This window comes from Streptosporangium vulgare (assembly GCF_042428775.1).
In the GTDB taxonomy this organism is placed as follows: Bacteria; Actinomycetota; Actinomycetes; order Streptosporangiales; family Streptosporangiaceae; genus Streptosporangium; species Streptosporangium vulgare.
On sequence record NZ_JBHMBS010000004.1, the window covers coordinates 286,913 to 305,466 of the forward strand.

Sequence of the window (18,554 nt, forward strand, 5' to 3'; positions counted from 1 at the left end):
GGCAAGCCATCCCTCGAATCGGATGCGCTATTCACATCATCCGCCGATATGCCGGATGGCCGTTGCGTACATGTGCACCGGATCGGCCTGGAGTTCCTTGCTGATCAGTCCAGGAAGCGGCGGCAGGTCCCTCACCAGCGGCATCAGCCCCTCGAAGACCGCCAGAGCGCTATCGGGACGCTGTTCGGGAGACTTCGCGAGCAATCGCAGCGTCAGCCCTTCCAGTTCATGAGAAACGTCGGGCCGCCCCAGATCGGGGGGAGACTCACGTCGACTCCGGTCGATCTCCGTCAGGAGGTCCTTCGAGGCGAACGGGCGCGAGCCGGTGAGTAGTTCGTAGAGCAGACAACCCACCGTGTACAGGTCACTGGAACGGCTCGCCTCCGCGCCGTCCACCAGTTCCGGCGCCATGTAGCGCACTGTGCCGGGAACTTGTCCAGACTGGGTGATCTGCGAGAATTCCTTGGCTCCCAGCGCGGTTGCCACCCCGAAATCGATTACTTTGACCGTGCCGTCGGGGCACATCACCAGGTTGGCCGGTTTGATGTCCCGATGAAGCAGACCGGCACCGTGTGCAGCGGTCAGGACCGCGCAGACCTGGGCCCCGATGAGTGCGACCCAGGACACCGGGAGCGGCGACCGCTCAGCGATCAGATCCGCGATCATGTGGCCTTCGAGATACTCCAGGACAATGAAGAACTCGCCCCCCTCACTGCCGAAGTCGTAGACGACGGGCACACCGGGATGTCGCAGGCGGGCGGTGATCCGTGCCTCACGGTAGAAGCGGCGGGTGGCGTCGTTCTTCGCGACCAGGTCGTCCTGGTAGATCAGCTTGACCGCGACGGGACGGTTGAGCCGCAGGTCCGACCCCTGCCAGACAGTACCCATCCCTCCTCGGGCGATGGGGGCGGTGAGCCGGTAGCGGTCGGCGATCGTCCTCACGGCAGGAATCTGCTCTTCTGACCGTGCCAGGAGATCACAAGTGTGTCCCTGGCACGGGTGGCGGCGACGAACAGCAGTGAGCGGGCACGTTGCAGCTCCCGCCGGTGGCGCAGCGGATCGGTCTCCCGATACTGCGAGACGTGCCGTGAGGGAACCAGCCCCTCCGCCACTCCGACGAGGATCATCCGCTGATACTCCAGGCCCTTGAAACGGTGCATCGTGCCGACGTGGACCGCGTCGTACAGCTTCGGCCCGTCCTGACCGATGGCCGCGGCGACGATTCCCGCCTTGCCCAGCCGCCTCTCGACCTCGGCCACCATGCGGCGTTCGGGGACGCAGATCGCGATCGCCGCGGGTGCGACGTCGTCCCACTCCTTGACCTGCTCGACGACGGCGTCAAGCTCGGCCTCCCAGGTGGACGCCGAACGCAGCACCGGGCGTGTGCCGTGCAGAACAGAGCGGTAGCCGAGAAGGTCGTCGCGGCCGTCGTCGAGGTCGTCCCAGTCCTCGGTGCCGAGCAGCCCCAGCGCCGCGCCGAGGATCTCGTGCGTGGTCCGGTAGCTGAGGGTGAGCTTGGACGAACGCCCCCGGATGTTGATGCCGAGGCTGCCGAGCGAGACATAGTTGCCATAGATCCGCTGGTGGGTGTCGCCGGCGAGGAAGATGTCGTTCGGCCCTTCGGGGACCATCGCGCGGAGCATCTTCCAGTGGGCACTGCTCAGATCCTGGGCCTCGTCGACGACGACGTGCTGGTAGCGGGGGCGGTGCCAGATCCCCGATTCCCGCTGCAGCTTGACCGAGCTGACCTGGTCGGCCTCGTAAGAGGCCCGTTCCCGGGCGCGCTCGATCTCCAGCCGCGCGGCCCGTTCCGCCACCTGGCGGAAGGTCCACAGCTCCTTCTCGTCGAGCCGCTTGACGTACCGCTCGACGAGCTGCCAGATCGCCGCGCGGTCCTCCCTGCTGATGGGGCGGCCACGTCCCGCGCGACGGGCACGGAAGTAGTCGGCCCGCGAGTTGATCGCTTGGCCGAGGATGACGTGGGACCACTCGGCGTGCAGGAACTCGCCGTCCCATCGTGTCTCCTCCTGCTCCAGCAGCAGTTCCTCCCATTCCTGCAGCGCCTTGGCGTCGTCGATCCAGCGGTGACGCCCGCCGGGCTCGGCCTCCGCGACGATCTTCGTGGCGAGCTTGTCGATGTTGACGATCTCCACCCGCTGGGCCACCTCGGTCCCCGCGAGCTCAAGCAGTCGCCGCTGCAGATCGGCCGCCAGGTTCTTGTTGAACGTGGTGAAGAGGACCGCCCTGTCGTCCCCTGGCCCGAGCCGGTCCACCAGGTATCTCACCCGGTGCAGCGCGACGATGGTCTTCCCGGTTCCCGGCCCCCCGCTGATCCGGGCGGGCCCGCTGTAGTCGCGCTCCACCACCTTGCGCTGGGTGGGGTGCAGGAAGACGCGCCAGCGGCCGAAATCCTCCTCCAGCACCTCCTGCAGGGCCGTGTCGTCCGTGGTGACCTGGGTTGCCGGCCTGGCCAGGGCCGCCTGGTAGTCCTCAGCGTCGACCGGTTCGGGCGCGGTGACCGGGGTGGTGATCTGGTCGAGAACCTCGTCGACGCTCTTGCCGTCGTGCAGCCCGAGCAGCACCTCCGTGGTGAGCTGCGGGGCGTACTCGGCGAGGCCGAGCAACTCGTCCTCGGTCGTGATCTTCGCGATCAGCCCGAGGAGCGGCTCCGCCACCCCGAGCCCGAGCAGTTGCTCCGCGCTGAAGGCGGCGAACAACGGCTTCGGCTCCTCGAAGGCGGAGGGCTCATGCCGAACCCGTTTCTCGATGGTGACCAGGTCGACGAACTCGATGCCGCCCGTGACCGGGTTGATCTGGTAGGCGAACCGGTCGAGGTTGTCGTAGACGTCCTTGCGGTGCTTGACCGCCACGAGGATGTAGTCCGCCTCGCCCGCGTGGAGCAGCAGCGCGCGATACTCCTGGTTGACCCGCGCCGAGTACAGCCTGGGGTGTCCCTTGAGCTGTTTGAAGTGCAGGCCGGGATTCGCCGGGCTCTTGCGGAACTTGTGCTGGAAGTCGTAGATCGCGCCCTTGACGTCCCTCGGAAGCTTGAGGATCTCCTTGTCGGCCTTTTCGAGCAGCCGCAGCGTCGCCTCACCCTGCATGTTCACCTTGTCCTCTCGCTCCGCTCAGACAGTGCCGCTTCCTCGCTCATCCGGTGTCTCCAGCACGAACGCGCTCGGCCAGCTCCTCCGGGTTCCAGCCCCGCACATCGCGTACATCCCACCCGGCCGCCGCGAAGGCGGCGTTCCGCCGGTGCGTCTCGTCGTCGTCCCCGGCCAGCACGATCGCCACCCTGGCCGAGGGCCAGGCCAGCTCCGCCTGCCAGGCCTGCTCGCCCAGCTCGAACCCCACCTCGTCGGAGGCGGGCGCGGGAATCTCCAGCCTGGCCAGTTCGCGGGCGAACGCGGCCAGACCCGACTCTCCGGGGTCGAGCACGTCGTAGATCTTCTCCCAGCGTGGATCCGGTCCCTCGGCGCCGCCGCTCTCTGCGATCCGTTCGGGCTGCGGCGCGGTAGGAACCCTTGGGAAGGGAACGGTCTCGGTCTGGGAGGTCTCCCGTGGAGGTCGTACGACGTGCGCGGGAACGGTCGCCTCACCCTCGTCGTCTTCGAGGGGCAACAGGCTCAGCATGGAGGCGGTCCCCTCGCCCCCGGCCACCGCGAGCAGTGAGGGGTCGAAGGCGTCCAGGTCAGTGAGTGCGAGCTGTCCCCCCTCTCCTGGTCCCGCGTCAAGAAACTGCAGCAGGTTGCCCCAGTAGAGCCAGGCCGCCCAGCGCCTCTCGTGACCCTCCCGATCCGCCTTGATCGTCTCTTTCCTGTCGTCGATCAGCGCGAAGGCGGTCCATTTGTAGTTTTGGCTGTCCCGCCCGTCGAGCACCACGACGAGCGGGCAGCCGGCAGCGTCCACGGCGTGCATGGTTATGATCTTCTCGCTGGTCGGAGCCGGTAGTGGCGCCCCGCGGAGCGCGGCCGTCACCCTCTTCGGCACACCGTCGGGGCCGGAGCGGCTCCGCCCCTTCGCCAGGTCCATCAGTCCGGCGGTGGCGGCTTCGGCACGCTGCAACCACAGCTCGGGCCGCGGGTCACCGAGGAAGGCGAGCAGCGTGTCGACCGGGTTGGCCCACACCGTGCGGACCAGCTCGTCGGGATCCCTGCCTGAGCTGACCTTCTGGTAGACCTGCCGCGCTCTGGTCTGCGCGTTGCCCAGGTAGGGGGCACGCGGCGGTTCTCCCTTGAGGAAGGGCGCGTGTTCGCGCGCCTCCCACGCGGCGATGTCGTCCCAGGTGAACTGGAAGACCACGCGTCCGGCCGCGCGCAGCCTGGCCCTCTTCGCGGCGTCGCCCGCCAGCCGGTTCTTCTCCAGTGAGGCGTGGTAGGCGTAGCCGTCGAGATAGACCGCGACCTCCAGCGGCGTGTCGTCCAGTCGCCGGAACAGCACGTCGGGGCGGGTGCCCTTGATGGTGTTCTGCAGGATCATCTGCCAGTGCACGATCGAGCCGTCAGGGCCCTCGATGCGCAGGTCCGCGGTCTTCTTGTCATTCAGCACACCGGCCATGCCCAGCGTGCCCGGCGTGTCCGTACGGCGGGCCCAGGACTGCAGGCCGCCGAGGAACCTGGCCTCCAGCTCGCTCTCCACCTGGTCCCAGAGCGAGATCGCGTCGGTGGTGGCGACCGTCGCGGGCTCCCAGGTATCGAGCAGTTCACGCAACATGACGAGCGCCTCGGCCCGGCTGACCTTGTCGTACTTGGAACCCGGCACGTGTGAGAGCAGGCAGCGATGGCAGGCCGCCTTGCGATGATCCTCCTTGCAGGAGCACTCCTCCACGATCCGCAGCGCCGCTTCGAGCACCTCGCGGAAACCCTCGGGAGAGGAGAGGCGATGCAGGTATCCGGTGCCGCCGGGCAGCGTGTCATGCAACACCAGGAAGCGACGGCGACGGCCGGTCTCCTGGTCGGGCATGGTCGCGGTGACGACGGCGAGGTGGTCGGGGTCGCCTCCGTACCTGGCGGCCACCCCCGCCATCAGCGCGGCCTCGAAGGAGGCCATCCGTTCCTCGATCAGCAGCGTGGCGACCGGGAGCAGGACGCGCAGCGCCTCGGTGCGCAACTCGTGCGCGAGGAGCAGCCGGAGGTGCTCGACATCCTCCGCGTCCCGCCGATGGAAACACCAGGGCCGGTGGTGCTTGCGGCCGGGGTCGGTGTACGAACTCGCGACCAGCGCGTCCTGCCGGTATGCCGTCGGCGGCCCGTCCACGGTCGTACCGCCGCAGGCCGGACAGGTGTGGAAGGGGTTGAGCCGGACGTCCTCCCCGGCGAACCGGTCGGTGGCGGGCCGGTCGTAGCGGGTGGCGCCCAGGTTGAACCGGCGGACGACCGCCTTGCGGGTGAAGTCGAGGCCGAACACCACCTTCCGGTGCCGCCACGATCCCGGCGCGATGTCGGCGGGCTCGATGTCCACCGCGACGGCCGTCTCGTAGTAGCGGCGCTGCCGGTCATCGTGGTCGTCACGGATCTGGGCGTCGTCGCGCCGGTCGTGCGAGGTCACCCGGGTCGGGCGCAGCACGTCGTACAGAGAGCCCAGTTCGCCGATGTCGCGGCCGTCGCAGCGCGGGCAGGGGCTCGTGTCCTCGGCGGCGAGCGTGGTCCGCACGTAACCGCAGCCGGGGCAGACCCGCCACCGCTCCCAGGCCTGGCGCGACGAGGTGCCGATGTCCAGGCCCGTCACCTCGTGCTGGTAGCCGCGCACGTAGAAGGAGTTGCCGGGAGCCAGCTCGGTGAGCGCCAGCCGGGCCGGGCGCTGATACTCCCGCACCTCGCTGTGATATCGCTTTCCTCCCTCGACCTCCTCCTCCCAGGTGATCGTCGCCTCCAGGGTGGTGGTCGAGTCGATCAGGGAGTAGTTCGGCAGCAACCCGAGCTCGACGAGCGCGCCCTGAGCGTTCTCCCTGCCGAGCTCGCCGATGCGCTTGGCCACCGCCCGCCGCTCGGCGGTCAGCGCCCGTTTCTGGGCGCGCTGGACGGGGTCGGACTCCACCAGCGCCTCGATCGCGCTGTCGATGACACTGATTCGGTCCCGCAGGTCGGCGAGGCGCTGCCGCCACGACTCGGTCGCCTCCGCGACGACCCGTTCCAGGTCCTCGGTCGCGAACCGGCGCAGGTCGGCGACCGCCTCGGGGGTGAGCGCCGTGCCGAACAGGTCGAGGAACCCCCGCACCGCCGTGTCGCCCACCGCGAGGGCCGCCGTGGTGAACCCGGCGAGCCAGCCGGTCTCGCCGAACAGCGCCGAGGCCAGCCTGGGCAGCGGCGGCACACCGTCGAGCCCTCCCCTGGCGCACAGGTCGACCAGGTGGGCGGTGTACTGGCGGTGCAGGATCTCCACGGCCGACAGGTAACTGCCGGGCGGCACGATCTCACCGTCGATCATGTCACGCGGCTCGTCGAGGAAGTAGAGGTCACGCGGGGACCGCCCGACCATGGTGACCAGGAACGCGTTGCCGCTTCGGCGGCCCGCGCGACCGGCTCGCTGCACGTAGTTCGCCGGGCCCGGCGGCAGCGAGGCGAGAATCACCGCCGACAGGTCGCCGATGTCGATGCCCAGCTCCAGGGTGGGCGTGCAGGAGAGCACGTTCGGGTCGCTGTAGCGGTCGCCGTCACGGAAGCGCTGCTCGACCTGCTCGCGCTGGCTTCGGGTCAGTGCTCCGGTGTGCTCGGCGGTGACCACGCGGAAGGCGCCCTCGCCGCCCTGGGCGAGGTAGAGCCGCCGGTAGTAGTCGAGCTGGTAGTTCTGACTGCCCCGGTCGGTCAGGTGACCGCCGCAGCGGTAGCGCGGGCACGGCTGGCCGTACCAGTCGTCGAGGATCTCGGGGTGGACGGTCTGCTCCCAGGCGCACCGGTCGCAGCCGATCCCGGCATCGTTGACCTGGGCTTTCTCCAGCAGGCGGATCTGGATGTGCCCCGGCTGCAGCCCGTACACCTTGGTCGCGCCGTCATCAGCCGGCCGTACGGAGATCACACTCTCACCGGCCAGCGTCGGCAGCAGCCGGGAGAGGTAAAGGCCGGCGGTACCGCGTTCGAGGCCGAGGCAGCGGGTGGTCCAGTCTTGGTACCAGCCCTGGTCGGCGTCGATCCTGTCGAACTCCGACTTCCGCTTCTGCCGGTCGAGCAGGAACATCGGCGCGGACAGCCCCCTGGGGAACGCGGGCATCCCTTCCGGACGCCTTCCCCAGATCGCGTTGTACCTGCTGCTTCCGGCGTTGCCGATCCATTTGTCCAGCCATACGTGCTTGATCGCACCGCGGTAGCGCAGCCGTTCCAGCAGACCCCGGACGTAGACGAGATAGCGGTCGTCGGAAGCGAGCTCGACCATCCCGGGCATGTTGACGTGCAGGTCACGCGCCAGAGCGGCGATCTTCATCGGATCGCCCAGCACCACCTCGGCCGCCGCCGTACGGGTCAGCTCCAGCGTGCGGCCCTGCCGGGAGCGCAGGCCGAGCTCCATGATGGTGGCGAACGCGAGCCGCTCGCCGATGAGATCCCACGCCTTCGGAGACCCGGCGGTCTCCCGCGCCAGGATCGCGTCGATCTCCGGCCGGTCGTGCAGGTCGGGCGGGACCACCGAGGGCAGCACGTCCTCCGCGCTCGCCACCGCGGCCAGGTCCGCGACCAGGTCGTTGAGCAGGATCGGTGTGCCGGGATCGAGCCGGGTGGTCAGCAGCCGCCGCAGTGAGAAGGCGTACGACCGGTTGGACACGAAACCCGCCCGATGGGCGGCGTCCTGCACCGAGTCGTTGAAGAGCAGCGTCTTGCGCTGTTTGGCCTCCAGCTGGTTGCCCGCGAAGAGCTGGGTGACGGCCACCGAGGCCAGCGAGGCCAGGCCGGCGCCCAGGAAGCGGATGCCCTGGTCCATCCCGCAGGCCGGGCAGTGGTCCTGCTCGGCGGCGTTGTTCGCCTCGGACGTGGTGGCCAGGTTGGTGAGGACGAAGACGACGTCGCCCTCGCCGTACCGGTCCCTCGCCGGATCGACGGGACGGACCCGCTCGCCGTCCATGATCGCCAGATCCCGGACCTGCCCCTCGGCCTCGCCCTGGGTGGCCATGATCAGCGGACGGACGCGCTTCTTCTCCGACCCGACGGCGGCGCGATAGATCTTCTCCGGGCTGGTGACCAGCTCCGCCGGGTCCCGCTCCGGCGAGTAGGCGGCCCAGCCCGACCGTCCGCAGTGGCGGCAGTAGATCGAGGGCAGCAGGGTCTTGCCCAGCACGTCGAACGTCGAGTCGGTGTCCAGCACGGCCGGCTCGCCGATCCAGGCGAAGGCCGAAGTGTGGTTGACCAACCTGAGCAGCCGGGAGACGGCCCGCACCCAGATGTGGGTCTCGATGTGCAGGAACGGCCGCTTCTGGTCCTCTGGGCCTTCCGGACTCTCCGGGTCGCGGGCGTGCGAGAGCAGCGCCACGAACCGGGCAAGTGCGGTGGCCGCCTGGGCGGGCGCCTGGCGGATGGCCGAGCCCCAGTTGTACGCGCCCCTGCGGGGCAGCAATTCGAGCATTTCGGCCGGTGTCGACGGGCCGTCGCTGAGCAGGTCGAGCACCGCCTGGGTGAGGATGTGCTGCCGCAGGATCCCGCCCAGCTCCTGCGAGCTGAGGCCCCTCTTCCCCGTGACGGCCGCGCTGATCAGCTCCATCGCGGCCGGATCTCTGAGCGGATCGGGGAAAGCCGCCAGCTCCTGCACATCGGGCAGCGGCAGCGTGACGTCGATATCGCCGACGAACTCCTCGGCGGTGAGCCGGTCCTCCCCGACAACGGCGTCCTCGGGGAACGGGGTGCCGAAGACCTGCTCGGCGACCTCCCTGATGACCGCGCTGTCGCCGCCTTCTCCGAGGGTGGCGGAGGTGGCGACCGGGCAGATGTCACCGAGCGGCCTGCCGGGCCGGGAGTGCCCGGTGGCCGAGGCGAGCCGCCGCAGCAGCATCGCGACGTCGGTACCCTGCGCGCCGTCATAGGTGTGGAACTCGTCGACCACCACGTACGCCAGCTCGGCGTCGTTCCAGAGCGGCAGGTCGTCGGCCCGCTGCAGCAGCAGGTCGAGCATCTTGTAGTTGGTGATCAGGATGTCCGGCGGGTTCCTGCGGATCTCCGCCCGCTGGGTCATCACCCTCGGATAGCCGACCTCGGGGGTATCCCCGATGTAGAGCGCGCCGGTCACGTCGTGCAGGCCGGCCTGCTGGAGATAGTCGTTGAGCCGGTGAGCCTGGTCGGTGGCGAGCGCGTTCATCGGATAGAGCAGCACCGCCTTCACCCCGCGCCTGCCGCTCGACTTCCGCCTCCGGCAGTGGTCGAGCACTGGGACCAGGAACGACTCGGTCTTGCCCGAGCCGGTCCCGGTGGTGATCAGCGTCGGCTCGGCCGCCTTGTTCAGCGTGCTAAGCCGCCGGAACGCCTGCGCCTGGTGCCGGTACGGCGTCCAGTCACCGGGCGGCACCCATTCCAGATGGTCTTTCCAACCTTGGTCGGCGGCACGGAACGGAGTGCGAATCCGCAGGTAAGGACCGCGGAAGATGCCCTGCTCGGAATGGTTGAGGAACCGCTCCAGCGCGTCACGGACCGGTTTCTCCGCGAGCGCGAAGGTGGTCGTGAGGTACTGCGTCAGACTCCGCTGCAGTTCGTCGGCCGCCAACGTCGGTTTCATGGAAAGCAGCCGCCTCGCTCCGTTGCGTTACGAAATGATGACCCTGTGCATCCCCTCGAATTCCCCCTGACGGGTTTCATCGACGAGTCGATCCATACCGACGCCCGCCTGTACGCGGTCGGACTGGTGCTCGCGGACCCCGCCGTCACAGAGGACGTCAGAAAGCGGCTTTGCGCCCTGATCCCCACCGCTCGCACACCGCACTGGTCACAGGAGGACAAGCAGACCCGCACCGCGCTGATCCGCGAGATCGGGTCGCTGCCGATCTCGGCCCGGGTGTATGGCTGCCGCTTCGAGCGCCCCAAGCGCAAGGAGGCCGCACGCGCCCGAGCCCTCACCTGGCTGGTGCAGCAACTACCCAGCGAAGCCCGCTGGATCGTGCTGGCACAGCGTGAGACGAACCAGGACCGGCACGATCGCAAGGTTCTCGGCGGACTGGCGGGCCGTCCCGCACGCTTCGAATACAGCCATGCCCCGTTCGCGAAGGAGCCGCTTCTCTGGGTGGCGGATGTGATCGTCAGCAGCACGGCCAAAGCGCTTGCTCTCGACAAGGACCCCACAACACAGGGGCTGGGAGAGATGCTTTCGTATGTTGGCTGCGAACCCGCATGACCTGATGAGACGCGAAAGCCGGGCCACCACCTGCGGAGGTTAACCCGGCTCCACTTCATGACCCCGAGTGAGCCATGCAGCACCCATCGTAGCCGCACCGACAGCCCTGTCAAGCAGTTTCCGCAGGCGGAGTCACTCTGCAACACCGCCGAGAATGCCATTCCTTGACCAACCGCCAGACCTGCGGATCTCGTCACGCGGTGCCCTCGCCCTCAGGTAAGGCCGACGCCTGCCAGCCGGACTGACGGAGCCGCTTTGAAAAGACGGCATGGGCCTGGCGATACTCGGCTTCGCGATCGGCTTTGTAGAAGGGGGCGGTGTAACCGTCGGGGACGGGGCCGTTGATCTCGGGATCGAGATGAGCCATGAGCTGCTCGAAGTGCTCCTTGGTCTGGCCATGACCGAAGGTGTTCCAGTTTCCCGCGACCTTTCGACCATTCGCGTCGAAGTAGATTTCCTGCTCGTAGTCGAAGAGGATCGGGAACCGAGCGCTGTAGATCGCAACGAGCTGTTCGGCAGTTAGCCCGAGCCAAACTGCGACCAGGGCATCCAACTCGACGAGAGCTGCACGGCGTTCCCATTCGGTGCGCAGCGGAGTAGTTGCCGTCCATTCGGGACCGATGATTCTCGGATCGGCAAGCTTAGCTAGTCCTGGCCAAGAAAACGCCCAGTTCCCAGCAGGAGCCTTCACTTCTTCGGAAATATCGGCCCGCAAATCATTGGCAATATTTCTACCGACCCATTTAGGGTCGTACAGCTCGGCCCAGAGCTCAGCATATGCCTCGGTGAGGCAGTTGAGCCGGAGCGTTCGTAACAGCAACGCGGAGGCCAGCGGATGCTGCGGATCACCCGCTGGCAGTGTCGGCGCTTCACCAATGCGGAGATCTGACCGTCCTGTAATTCGGAGGAAGTAATCAAGCGGCAAGGAAGCCCAGAATCCTGCCGCAAGTACAGTACCCCGATTATCTTGCGCTGCAAGAGTGTGAACCGCATCGATATGCGCCGGGCCAGGCGGAATTAGCGCAGCAAATAGCGATCGCTCGGTGTCGAAAGGAATCATACGACGCCAAGCGAGCCGGTAGAAATCAGTACATTTCCTACCTCCCCAATCATCTTGGGCAGCTCGGTAGGTCTCCACATCAGTAGCACGACGGTAGTTCGTACCAGGGATCTCGCCCACCGGAAGTAGAGTGAGATCCTGAGGCCTGGACCCAGTACCAGTGTCCGGAGGCTGCTTAAAAAAGGGTGTCGCCACTGAGAACTGCGGCCCCTTCAGAATGATCTCCGACCAATTATCTGGCATACTGATGCCCCACCGAATCAGGCCATCCTTCTTCGCGTTCGCCTCGTCATAACCGCGGCTAATTCTCGGCTTAAACGCTGCCAGTCGGCGCCTTATCCGACCGAGGCGGATGATCGCCTCCTGCTCCTCTACGGTCACCGGATAAAGCAGCTTGGCTTCTTCCGACGGAATTTCCGAGTTTCCTGAAATCGCCTTCCATGTCTTAAGTATGCCTTGATTAACCTGAACAACACGAGCACGGTGTGGACGTAGATCCCAATCTCCTAAATACCTCACACCTGGCAACTCGGATCCTTCGCGAAGTTGATTCTCCTTTAGCGTGAGCGACTCTGTGAGAGTAGCAGTATGGAAGAGCCAGCTCAGGTGAGCAAAGTCAATCTTCTGTCGATTACCATACACATGAAGCCCAAAATGGCTACTCCGATTCACCGGCGGAGGAAAGAATCGATTTCCGGCGTTGACGAAATCAGCATGCACACGAAGACGTGCGTAAGCAGCCGCACGCAACCTCCGCTCCTTGTCGCCCACGAAATGGGTATCGGGGTGGAGTAATCCAATAGTTCCGCGTGGACCGATGTTCGCCCAGGCGCGAATCATGAATGCCCGATAGAGATCAGGTTGAGTCCCACTTAGCAGCTCATACGTGACAGGTGACCCATAGAAAACTGTTGTACCCACCTGCGAGGCCAATTCGCCAAGAAAAAACCACCCAGCAGAAGCAGTAGCGAGCACATCTGCTTTGCGTCGCCGCCAATCCAAAATGGGGGGCTTTTCTGTGAGCTTAAACCACGGTTCCAACTCCGCCAAAACAGAAGCTTCTTCCCAACGAGGGCGAACCCATGGCGGGTTGCCAACCTGGAGATCAAAACCGCCTCCATTGAAAACTTGAGAAAACTGAAGCTCCCAGTGAAAGAAACCCTGCCGCTCCGCAATGTCTTCTACGGCCTGGAGCCACGGAAAGCGTTCGGCGATTTTGGCGGGGGATTCCATCCGCATCCAGAAGACAATGTCGTCTTCGTGGTGCTCCATGTCGTCCAGCGCGGTGAAGACCGTGGTGAGACCCTTGCGCTGCTCGGTGTCGCCGTGGTCGATGTCCACCCGGCCCAGCAAAGCCTCGGCGAAGTCGAGCCAGTCGTCGAGGTCGGCCAGGGGGATCACCTGACGGAGGGGGGTGAGGGGCGGGCGCTTGGGCGCGGGCTTCGGGCGGGTGGCCCTGGCCTCCTTGAGCTCGTGGGCCACGCTGACCAGATCAAGCTGCTCGTCGCCGGTGGCGAAAAGGGCCTCCTGCTTGCGGACGCGGAAGCCGATCGTCTCCTCGATCGCCGGAAGCGTCTCGTGGATCGCGTCGGAAGGACCGTTGGTCGCGGCGGGACGTACCAGAGAATCATCCGTCGCGGCGGGACGTGCCGGCTCCGGGGTGATGATGGGCGGAGCGAGCCGGGCGTAGACGTCATCGGAACCGTCCAACAGGCCAGCACGGTCGAGGGGCCAGAACCACAGCGCGCACCAGGCGTCCATCACCTTCTTCAGCCGCCAGTACGGTGTGCCGGGGGCGATCAGGTCGCCAAGGACCTTCTCCTTGGTGACGGCGTTGGCGGGCTGGTCGATCCAGTCGGCGCCCCAGACGTCGATCTTGCGGCTGATCTCGCGTTCGGAGATGGTCAATCGCTGGATGACCAGGTCCCAGAGATACTCGGCGCGGCCGGACAGGGCCTGGAGGCGCTGGAGCTGGGTGAGCTTCTGCCCCTGCCTCTTCTTGTCGGAGACCTTGGCGCGCATCTTCTTGCGCCAGTCGGCCAGCTTCTTGGCCTCGACCGGAGCCAGCTCGCGGGCCTCCTTGGCTCCGGCGACCGCGCCCCAGCCCTCTGCGGGCAGCAGGAAGTGGTGGACCTTCCCCGACGGCAGCTTCCCCGCCGAGAACGGCAGGTCCTCGGGGGCCGACTTGAGCCACTCCCCCTTGGTCAACCGCGCGGCGTCGTAGACCCGGCGGCCTGCGCCGATGAGGGAGTTGCCGTGGCGCAGGTGCAGGCCGAACCAGGGGGCCTGCAGTCCCGGGTGCATCACGTTGAGCCAGACGGAGACCTCGGCCAGCTCGATGGCGGTCTCGTTGAGGTCGACGCCGTAGGAGTTGTGCAGCGCGACGTAAGCCTTGACCCGCTGCAGCTCCTCCTCGTACCGCTCCGGGTCGATCGAGACGCCGAGTTCCTGCTGTCGGCGGCGTAGATACTCGGCCGACACCTGGTTGATGGCCTCGTTGAGGAAGGCTCCCGACCCGAGGGCGGGCTCGCAGATCTTCCAGCTCAGGATCTCGCGGGCCGGGGTGACCGTGCCGTCCTGGTCGAGGCGGTGTTTCAGAGCGAGTTCGACGGTGACCTGGGTGAGCGACTCGGGCGTGTAGTAGGAGGCGCTGGTCTCCCGGTCACGACCGGCGAGCCGGTAGACGAACGAGCCCTTGACGTACCTCATGTACTCATCGGTTTTGTGGCCGTCTTCGTCCACCCGGCGGACGAAGACGTCCTCGGGGTAGTCGTCGACCTTGGAGGCGGGGATCGTCCAGGTACCGCCGTGGGGGTCGCCGTTCTTCGCGACCTCGTACAGTTCCTCGGTGGAGATGAAGCCGGTGTAGGACATCAGGCCCTCGTACACCGCGCCGAGCTGGTTGATGCCGAGCTGGGCGTAGGAGATGAACCCTCCCCGCTCCTTGCGCCGTCCCTTGGTGAGCATGAGGGCCTGGAGCACCCGGTGCAGCGTCGCGTTCCTGAGCCGAGTGTCGATCTTCGGCGCGGTCGGGTCGTCCTCGTCGTAGCCGGGCACGGTGAGCGCGGCCCGGCCGATCAGCCTGGTCTTCTCCGGGTTGAACAGGTCGGCGCGGAGCGGCTCGAACCTCAGGCCTTCCCCGGCGGGAACCGCGGACCCCTCGGAGTGCCGTGAACCGTCGGTGTCCTCCGAGCCGCGGGGAACCGAAGGCTCCCCCAGCTTCGGGTTGTCGCCGTTGACCAGGCGGAAGAGCAGGTCGAGCGACTCGTACAGGTGGAAGGAGTTACGTGCCTCCTCGCCGGTCAGGTCGCGAACCACGAGATCGCCCAGCCGGGACAGGCTGTAGCCGCGGCCGTAGTCCTCGTCGTCGGTCGGCAGGATGCCCAGCTCCGGGCGGGCCTCGGCGTACAGCAGGAACAGGATCCGGTAGAGGTAGCGCAGTGACTCCTTGCCCAGCTCCTTTGCGAGCGCGCCCGGCTCCATGATGTCCTCGGGCCGCACCGCGCGGGTCGTGCCGTCCTCAAGGCGCATCTCGGCCTGGCGGATCCGGTTGAGCACCTCGTTGGCGATCAGCTCGACGGAGTCCTTCAGCCCCTTGCGCAGCTCGGTGGAGACGCCGACCGCGTGGTTGCGCGAGTTCGTCAGCAGCTCGGCCAGCGGCTCGGAGCCGCCCTCCTCCGGAGGCAGCAGCGAGTCGGCGCCGAAGAGCGCGGCGATGACCTCCAGCTCGGCCGGGTTGTTCCGGCCCAGCGCCACGTCGAGGCTGACGGCCAGGTAGCGGCCCTCACCCCAGGTGGCCCGGTCGGCCAAGACCGCCACACCACCGGCGAGGATCAGCACGTAACGCGGCGGGGTGTCGGCGGCGAACAGCCAGGACGCCAGCTTGGTGCCCGAGACCAGTTGCTCGGCGCCGTCCAGCCGGATCGGTGCCGCCAGCAGGCCCGCCCGCTCGTCGTCGAGGGCGGCGTCCACCTCGGCGGCCCAGCCGCACTCGACGGCGACCAGGTGCTGGTCGGCGTACGCCACCGGGACGGCGTGTTCCCGGCCCGCCCGCTCCACGGTGAGCTCGCGCGGCTGCGCGGCGAACCCGAGGGCGCGCAGCACGTCGCCGTGCAGCTCGTCCAGCTCCTTGCGCCACTCGGCCATGTCGTCGGGGCCGATGAGTTCGCCCTCGCGCAGCCGCGCGTCGACGTCGGCGAAGAACGGGCGGTCGGCGAAGTACGGCTTACGCAGCTCGCGCAGACCCCGGCGCGGTGTGACGCGGTCGGCCTTCTCGTCCTCGCTCCAGCGGGCGAGCAGGCCACCGGCCTTCTTCAGGTCCTTGGGCAGCACCTCGGCCAGGTAGTGCGCCGAGAAGTAGTCGCCGCGGTTGACTATCGAGTCGAAGCTCATCGCTGCCCGTCCTGCCTGGTCACGGCCGAGTCCGGCATAGGAGTAAGTACGGCGAGAACGCGGAGCAGCGGTTCGCCGGTGGTCTGCAGGGATTCGAGGAGCTGCTCCTGCTCGGTGACGGTCTGGCGCACGTCGGCCTCCCTGCGGCCACGCTGCGAGACGTGCACGCCGTCGAGTGTCAGCTGCTGCCAGTCGGAGAGCTGGGCACGGTAGGCGTTCAGCGGCGCGACCACCTCCGCGTCGTAGCGGGCGCGGCGCTCCTCCAGGTGGGTGCGCGCGACCTCGACGGCGGGCTTCACCAGCTGCTGGAGCGGCCCGAGATCCAGCTGCCGACCCGTGTTGATCATTCCGGGTCCGACCTTGGCCGCCTTGAGGACCTCGACCATCTCGTCGTCCCGTACGACAAGCGCCTCGGGCGGTCCGCTGACCGCCATCCACTCCACGACCGTGGGCCGACCGCGCCTGTTGGAGTAGATGCCCTGGATGAGGAAGACGGGCTCGTCCACCTCGGCGGTGATGACCGGCGCCTTCTTGCGGCCGAGCCGGACGAGGACCTTGTCGGTCAGCCAGTCGACCATCGGGTGCAGGTCGGACAGGTAGGCGATGTCCGGCCACATGGTCTTGGTCTTACGGGCCTCGTCGAGCTTGCGCTGGGCGAGCGCACGGCTGAAGGTGACCTTCATCCGCTTCCTGACGTCATGGGTGCGCAGGTAGGAGGAGGGCAGCACGGAGAGCCGGTGGATCAGGTCCTTCGGCGGTTCGAAGGCGAGCATCTCGCCGTCGTCCTCCATGCCGTCGAGGAGCTTGAGCGTCCTGATGGACTCGTGGACGAACTCCTCAGTGCTGTCGAATAGCTGCGGCACCTTCGCTTTCGGCGATTCGGGGGGGAGCGTGCTCTCCAGGCTCTTCTCCTCGTTGAAGAAGTCGGCGAGGAAGTCGTCGGCCGCGTGCGACTCCAGCGACTCCTCCACGCTCTTTCCGTCGAGCAGGTCCTGGATGAGACGGCGCTCCTCGCGCTCGGCGCGATATTCACCGGTGACGGCCTCGGCGGTGCCCAGGCTCTGGTGGGCCGCCGACTCCTTGGTCAGCAGCTTCTCGGCCACGGTCCGGTCGTCCTTCGCCCCCTCGACCTCGGAGGTGAGGATCAGCGCGCCGAACTTCGGCTGGTTCTCCTGCCCGTAGCGGTCGATACGGCCGTTGCGCTGCTCGATCCGGATCAGGCTCCACGGCACGTCGTAGTGGATCAGCTGATGGCACTGCCGGTGCAGGTTGACGCCCTCGGAGGCGACGTCGCCGGTGAGCAGGACGCGCACCTTGCTGTCGGAGAGCGAGAACCGCTCGACGATCTCCTGCTGCTGGGTGTCGGAGAAGCCGCCGTGCATGACGTCGATCGCGTCGTCCTTCAGCCCCAGCTTCGCCGGGACGACCTTGCGCAGCCACTCCAGGGTGGGCACGCTCTCGGAGAAGACCACGACCCGGGTCTCGCTGCGCGGGCCGACGCCGATCTCCCTCAACCGGGTGACCAGGGTGGCGAGCTTGGCCGAGTCGTCGTCGCTCATCCGCGCCGTGAGATCGCGCAGGGTCTTCAGCGCGTCGATCTCACGGGTCTCCTTGGCGTTCTTCAACCGCTTGCTCACCGTGCTGGCGAGGGCGACGTGTGAGGAGAGGAAGGACTTGAGCAACGTATAGGGGAAGAGCCGGTTCTTCGCGTCGACCACCGGCCCGCCGGCTCGCTGGTCTCCGGCCAGCCAGACCTGGGTGAGCTCCTCGAAGATCTTCTCCTCGGCGCCGGTCGCCGGGCAGTGGACCGGGACCGAGGGCCCCCGGTCGGGCCACTTGCTCCCCATCTGGTCGCGTACCTCGGGGTTGATCTTCGTACGGCGCAGGTAGAGGTGGTCGATGTCGCGCGCCGAGTAGCGGGTGTCGTCGGCGATCGCGGCCGGGTCGAGCATCCGGATCAGCTCGGCGAAGGACTTCGGCTCGCCGTTGTGCGGGGTGGCGCTCGCCAGCAGCAGCGCGTCGGTGTTGCGGGCCAGCAGCTTGGCCAGGCGGTTGCGGAAGCTGTTCTCGCCGATCAGGTTGTGCGACTCGTCGATGACGACCGCGTCCCAGTGCATCTTCTCCAGGTGCTGGCCGTACTTTCCCTGGTTCTTGAGGGTGTCGATCGAGACGATGATCCGCTTGTAGTAGGTGAACGGGTTGCGGCCGGCGGGGATCTGCCGCTGGATGCGCTCGATGCCGACCGAGTCGAGGCGGATCAGCGGGATGGAGAACCGGGTCCACAGCTCGTGCTGGAACTGTTCAAGCACCTGCTGCGGGGTGACCACGAGAATCCGTTCGCCCCGGCCTCGGCGGATCAGCTCGGCCAGGATGAGCCCGATCTCCAGTGTCTTGCCCAGGCCGACCACGTCGGCGAGCAGGATGCGCGGCCGGAGCCCTCTCAGCGCCAGCTCGGCCGGGCGCCGCTGGTAGGGCAGCGGGTCGAGCAGGAAACGGTCGGACAGCGCGAGGCCCTTCTCCGTCTGGGGCAGCGGCGTCCTGCGCAGGACGGCCTCCAGGAAGAGGCGGCTCTTGGCGAAACGGGGTGTCTCGTCCTGCTCCAGGATCGTGTCCTCGGGACGCATCAGCTCGACGGTGTCGAATTCGGTGAAGAACACCGCGTCCTCGTCGCGGACGAACTCCGACGCGCCGATCGCGGTGATCCGCTGCCCGCCACCTCTGACCTCACAGGTGCGGACGATCCACTCGGCGTCGCGGACCTCGATCCGGGCACCTGGCGGATACTGGGTCTCGGTCACGGCTC

General features: G+C 67.2%; 6 protein-coding genes. 1 reads left to right on the forward strand and 5 read right to left on the reverse strand.

What is annotated here, in order from left to right:
* Window positions 1–36: 36 nt before the first annotated feature.
* From ACFFRH_RS10875 to ACFFRH_RS10885, 3 genes are read right to left on the reverse strand one after another with little or no spacing between them, the layout of a single operon-like run.
* Window positions 37–942, reverse strand: a complete 906-nt coding sequence (locus tag ACFFRH_RS10875; RefSeq protein WP_344748648.1) for a serine/threonine-protein kinase — start codon at window positions 940–942, stop codon at window positions 37–39.
* The gene (locus ACFFRH_RS10880) at window positions 939–3,104 is read right to left on the reverse strand and encodes a UvrD-helicase domain-containing protein (RefSeq protein WP_344748653.1); all 2,166 of its coding nucleotides are present in this window, start codon (window positions 3,102–3,104) and stop codon (window positions 939–941) included. The genes ACFFRH_RS10875 and ACFFRH_RS10880 overlap by 4 nt, the downstream gene beginning before the upstream one ends.
* 46 nt (window positions 3,105–3,150) lie before the next feature.
* On the reverse strand, window positions 3,151–9,687 hold the full coding sequence (locus tag ACFFRH_RS10885; protein WP_344748649.1) for a DEAD/DEAH box helicase family protein: 6,537 nt from the start codon (window positions 9,685–9,687) through the stop codon (window positions 3,151–3,153).
* Between the two features lie 45 nt (window positions 9,688–9,732).
* Between ACFFRH_RS10885 and ACFFRH_RS10890 the strand changes: the two genes are divergently transcribed.
* The gene (locus ACFFRH_RS10890; protein ID WP_386156000.1) at window positions 9,733–10,299 is read left to right on the forward strand and encodes a hypothetical protein; all 567 of its coding nucleotides are present in this window, start codon (window positions 9,733–9,735) and stop codon (window positions 10,297–10,299) included.
* Window positions 10,300–10,492: 193 nt separating this feature from the next.
* On the opposite strand, the gene ACFFRH_RS10895 is transcribed toward ACFFRH_RS10890, so the two are convergent.
* Together ACFFRH_RS10895 and ACFFRH_RS10900 are read right to left on the reverse strand one after the other, a co-directional pair.
* Window positions 10,493–15,751 carry a class I SAM-dependent DNA methyltransferase gene (locus ACFFRH_RS10895; protein WP_386156002.1) on the reverse strand — a complete coding sequence of 1,753 codons (5,259 nt, stop codon included), beginning with the start codon at window positions 15,749–15,751 and terminating at the stop codon, window positions 10,493–10,495.
* The gene (locus ACFFRH_RS10900; RefSeq protein ID WP_386156005.1) at window positions 15,748–18,549 is read right to left on the reverse strand and encodes a helicase-related protein; all 2,802 of its coding nucleotides are present in this window, start codon (window positions 18,547–18,549) and stop codon (window positions 15,748–15,750) included. Before ACFFRH_RS10900 ends, ACFFRH_RS10895 begins: the two co-directional genes overlap by 4 nt.
* Window positions 18,550–18,554: the final 5 nt, after the last annotated feature.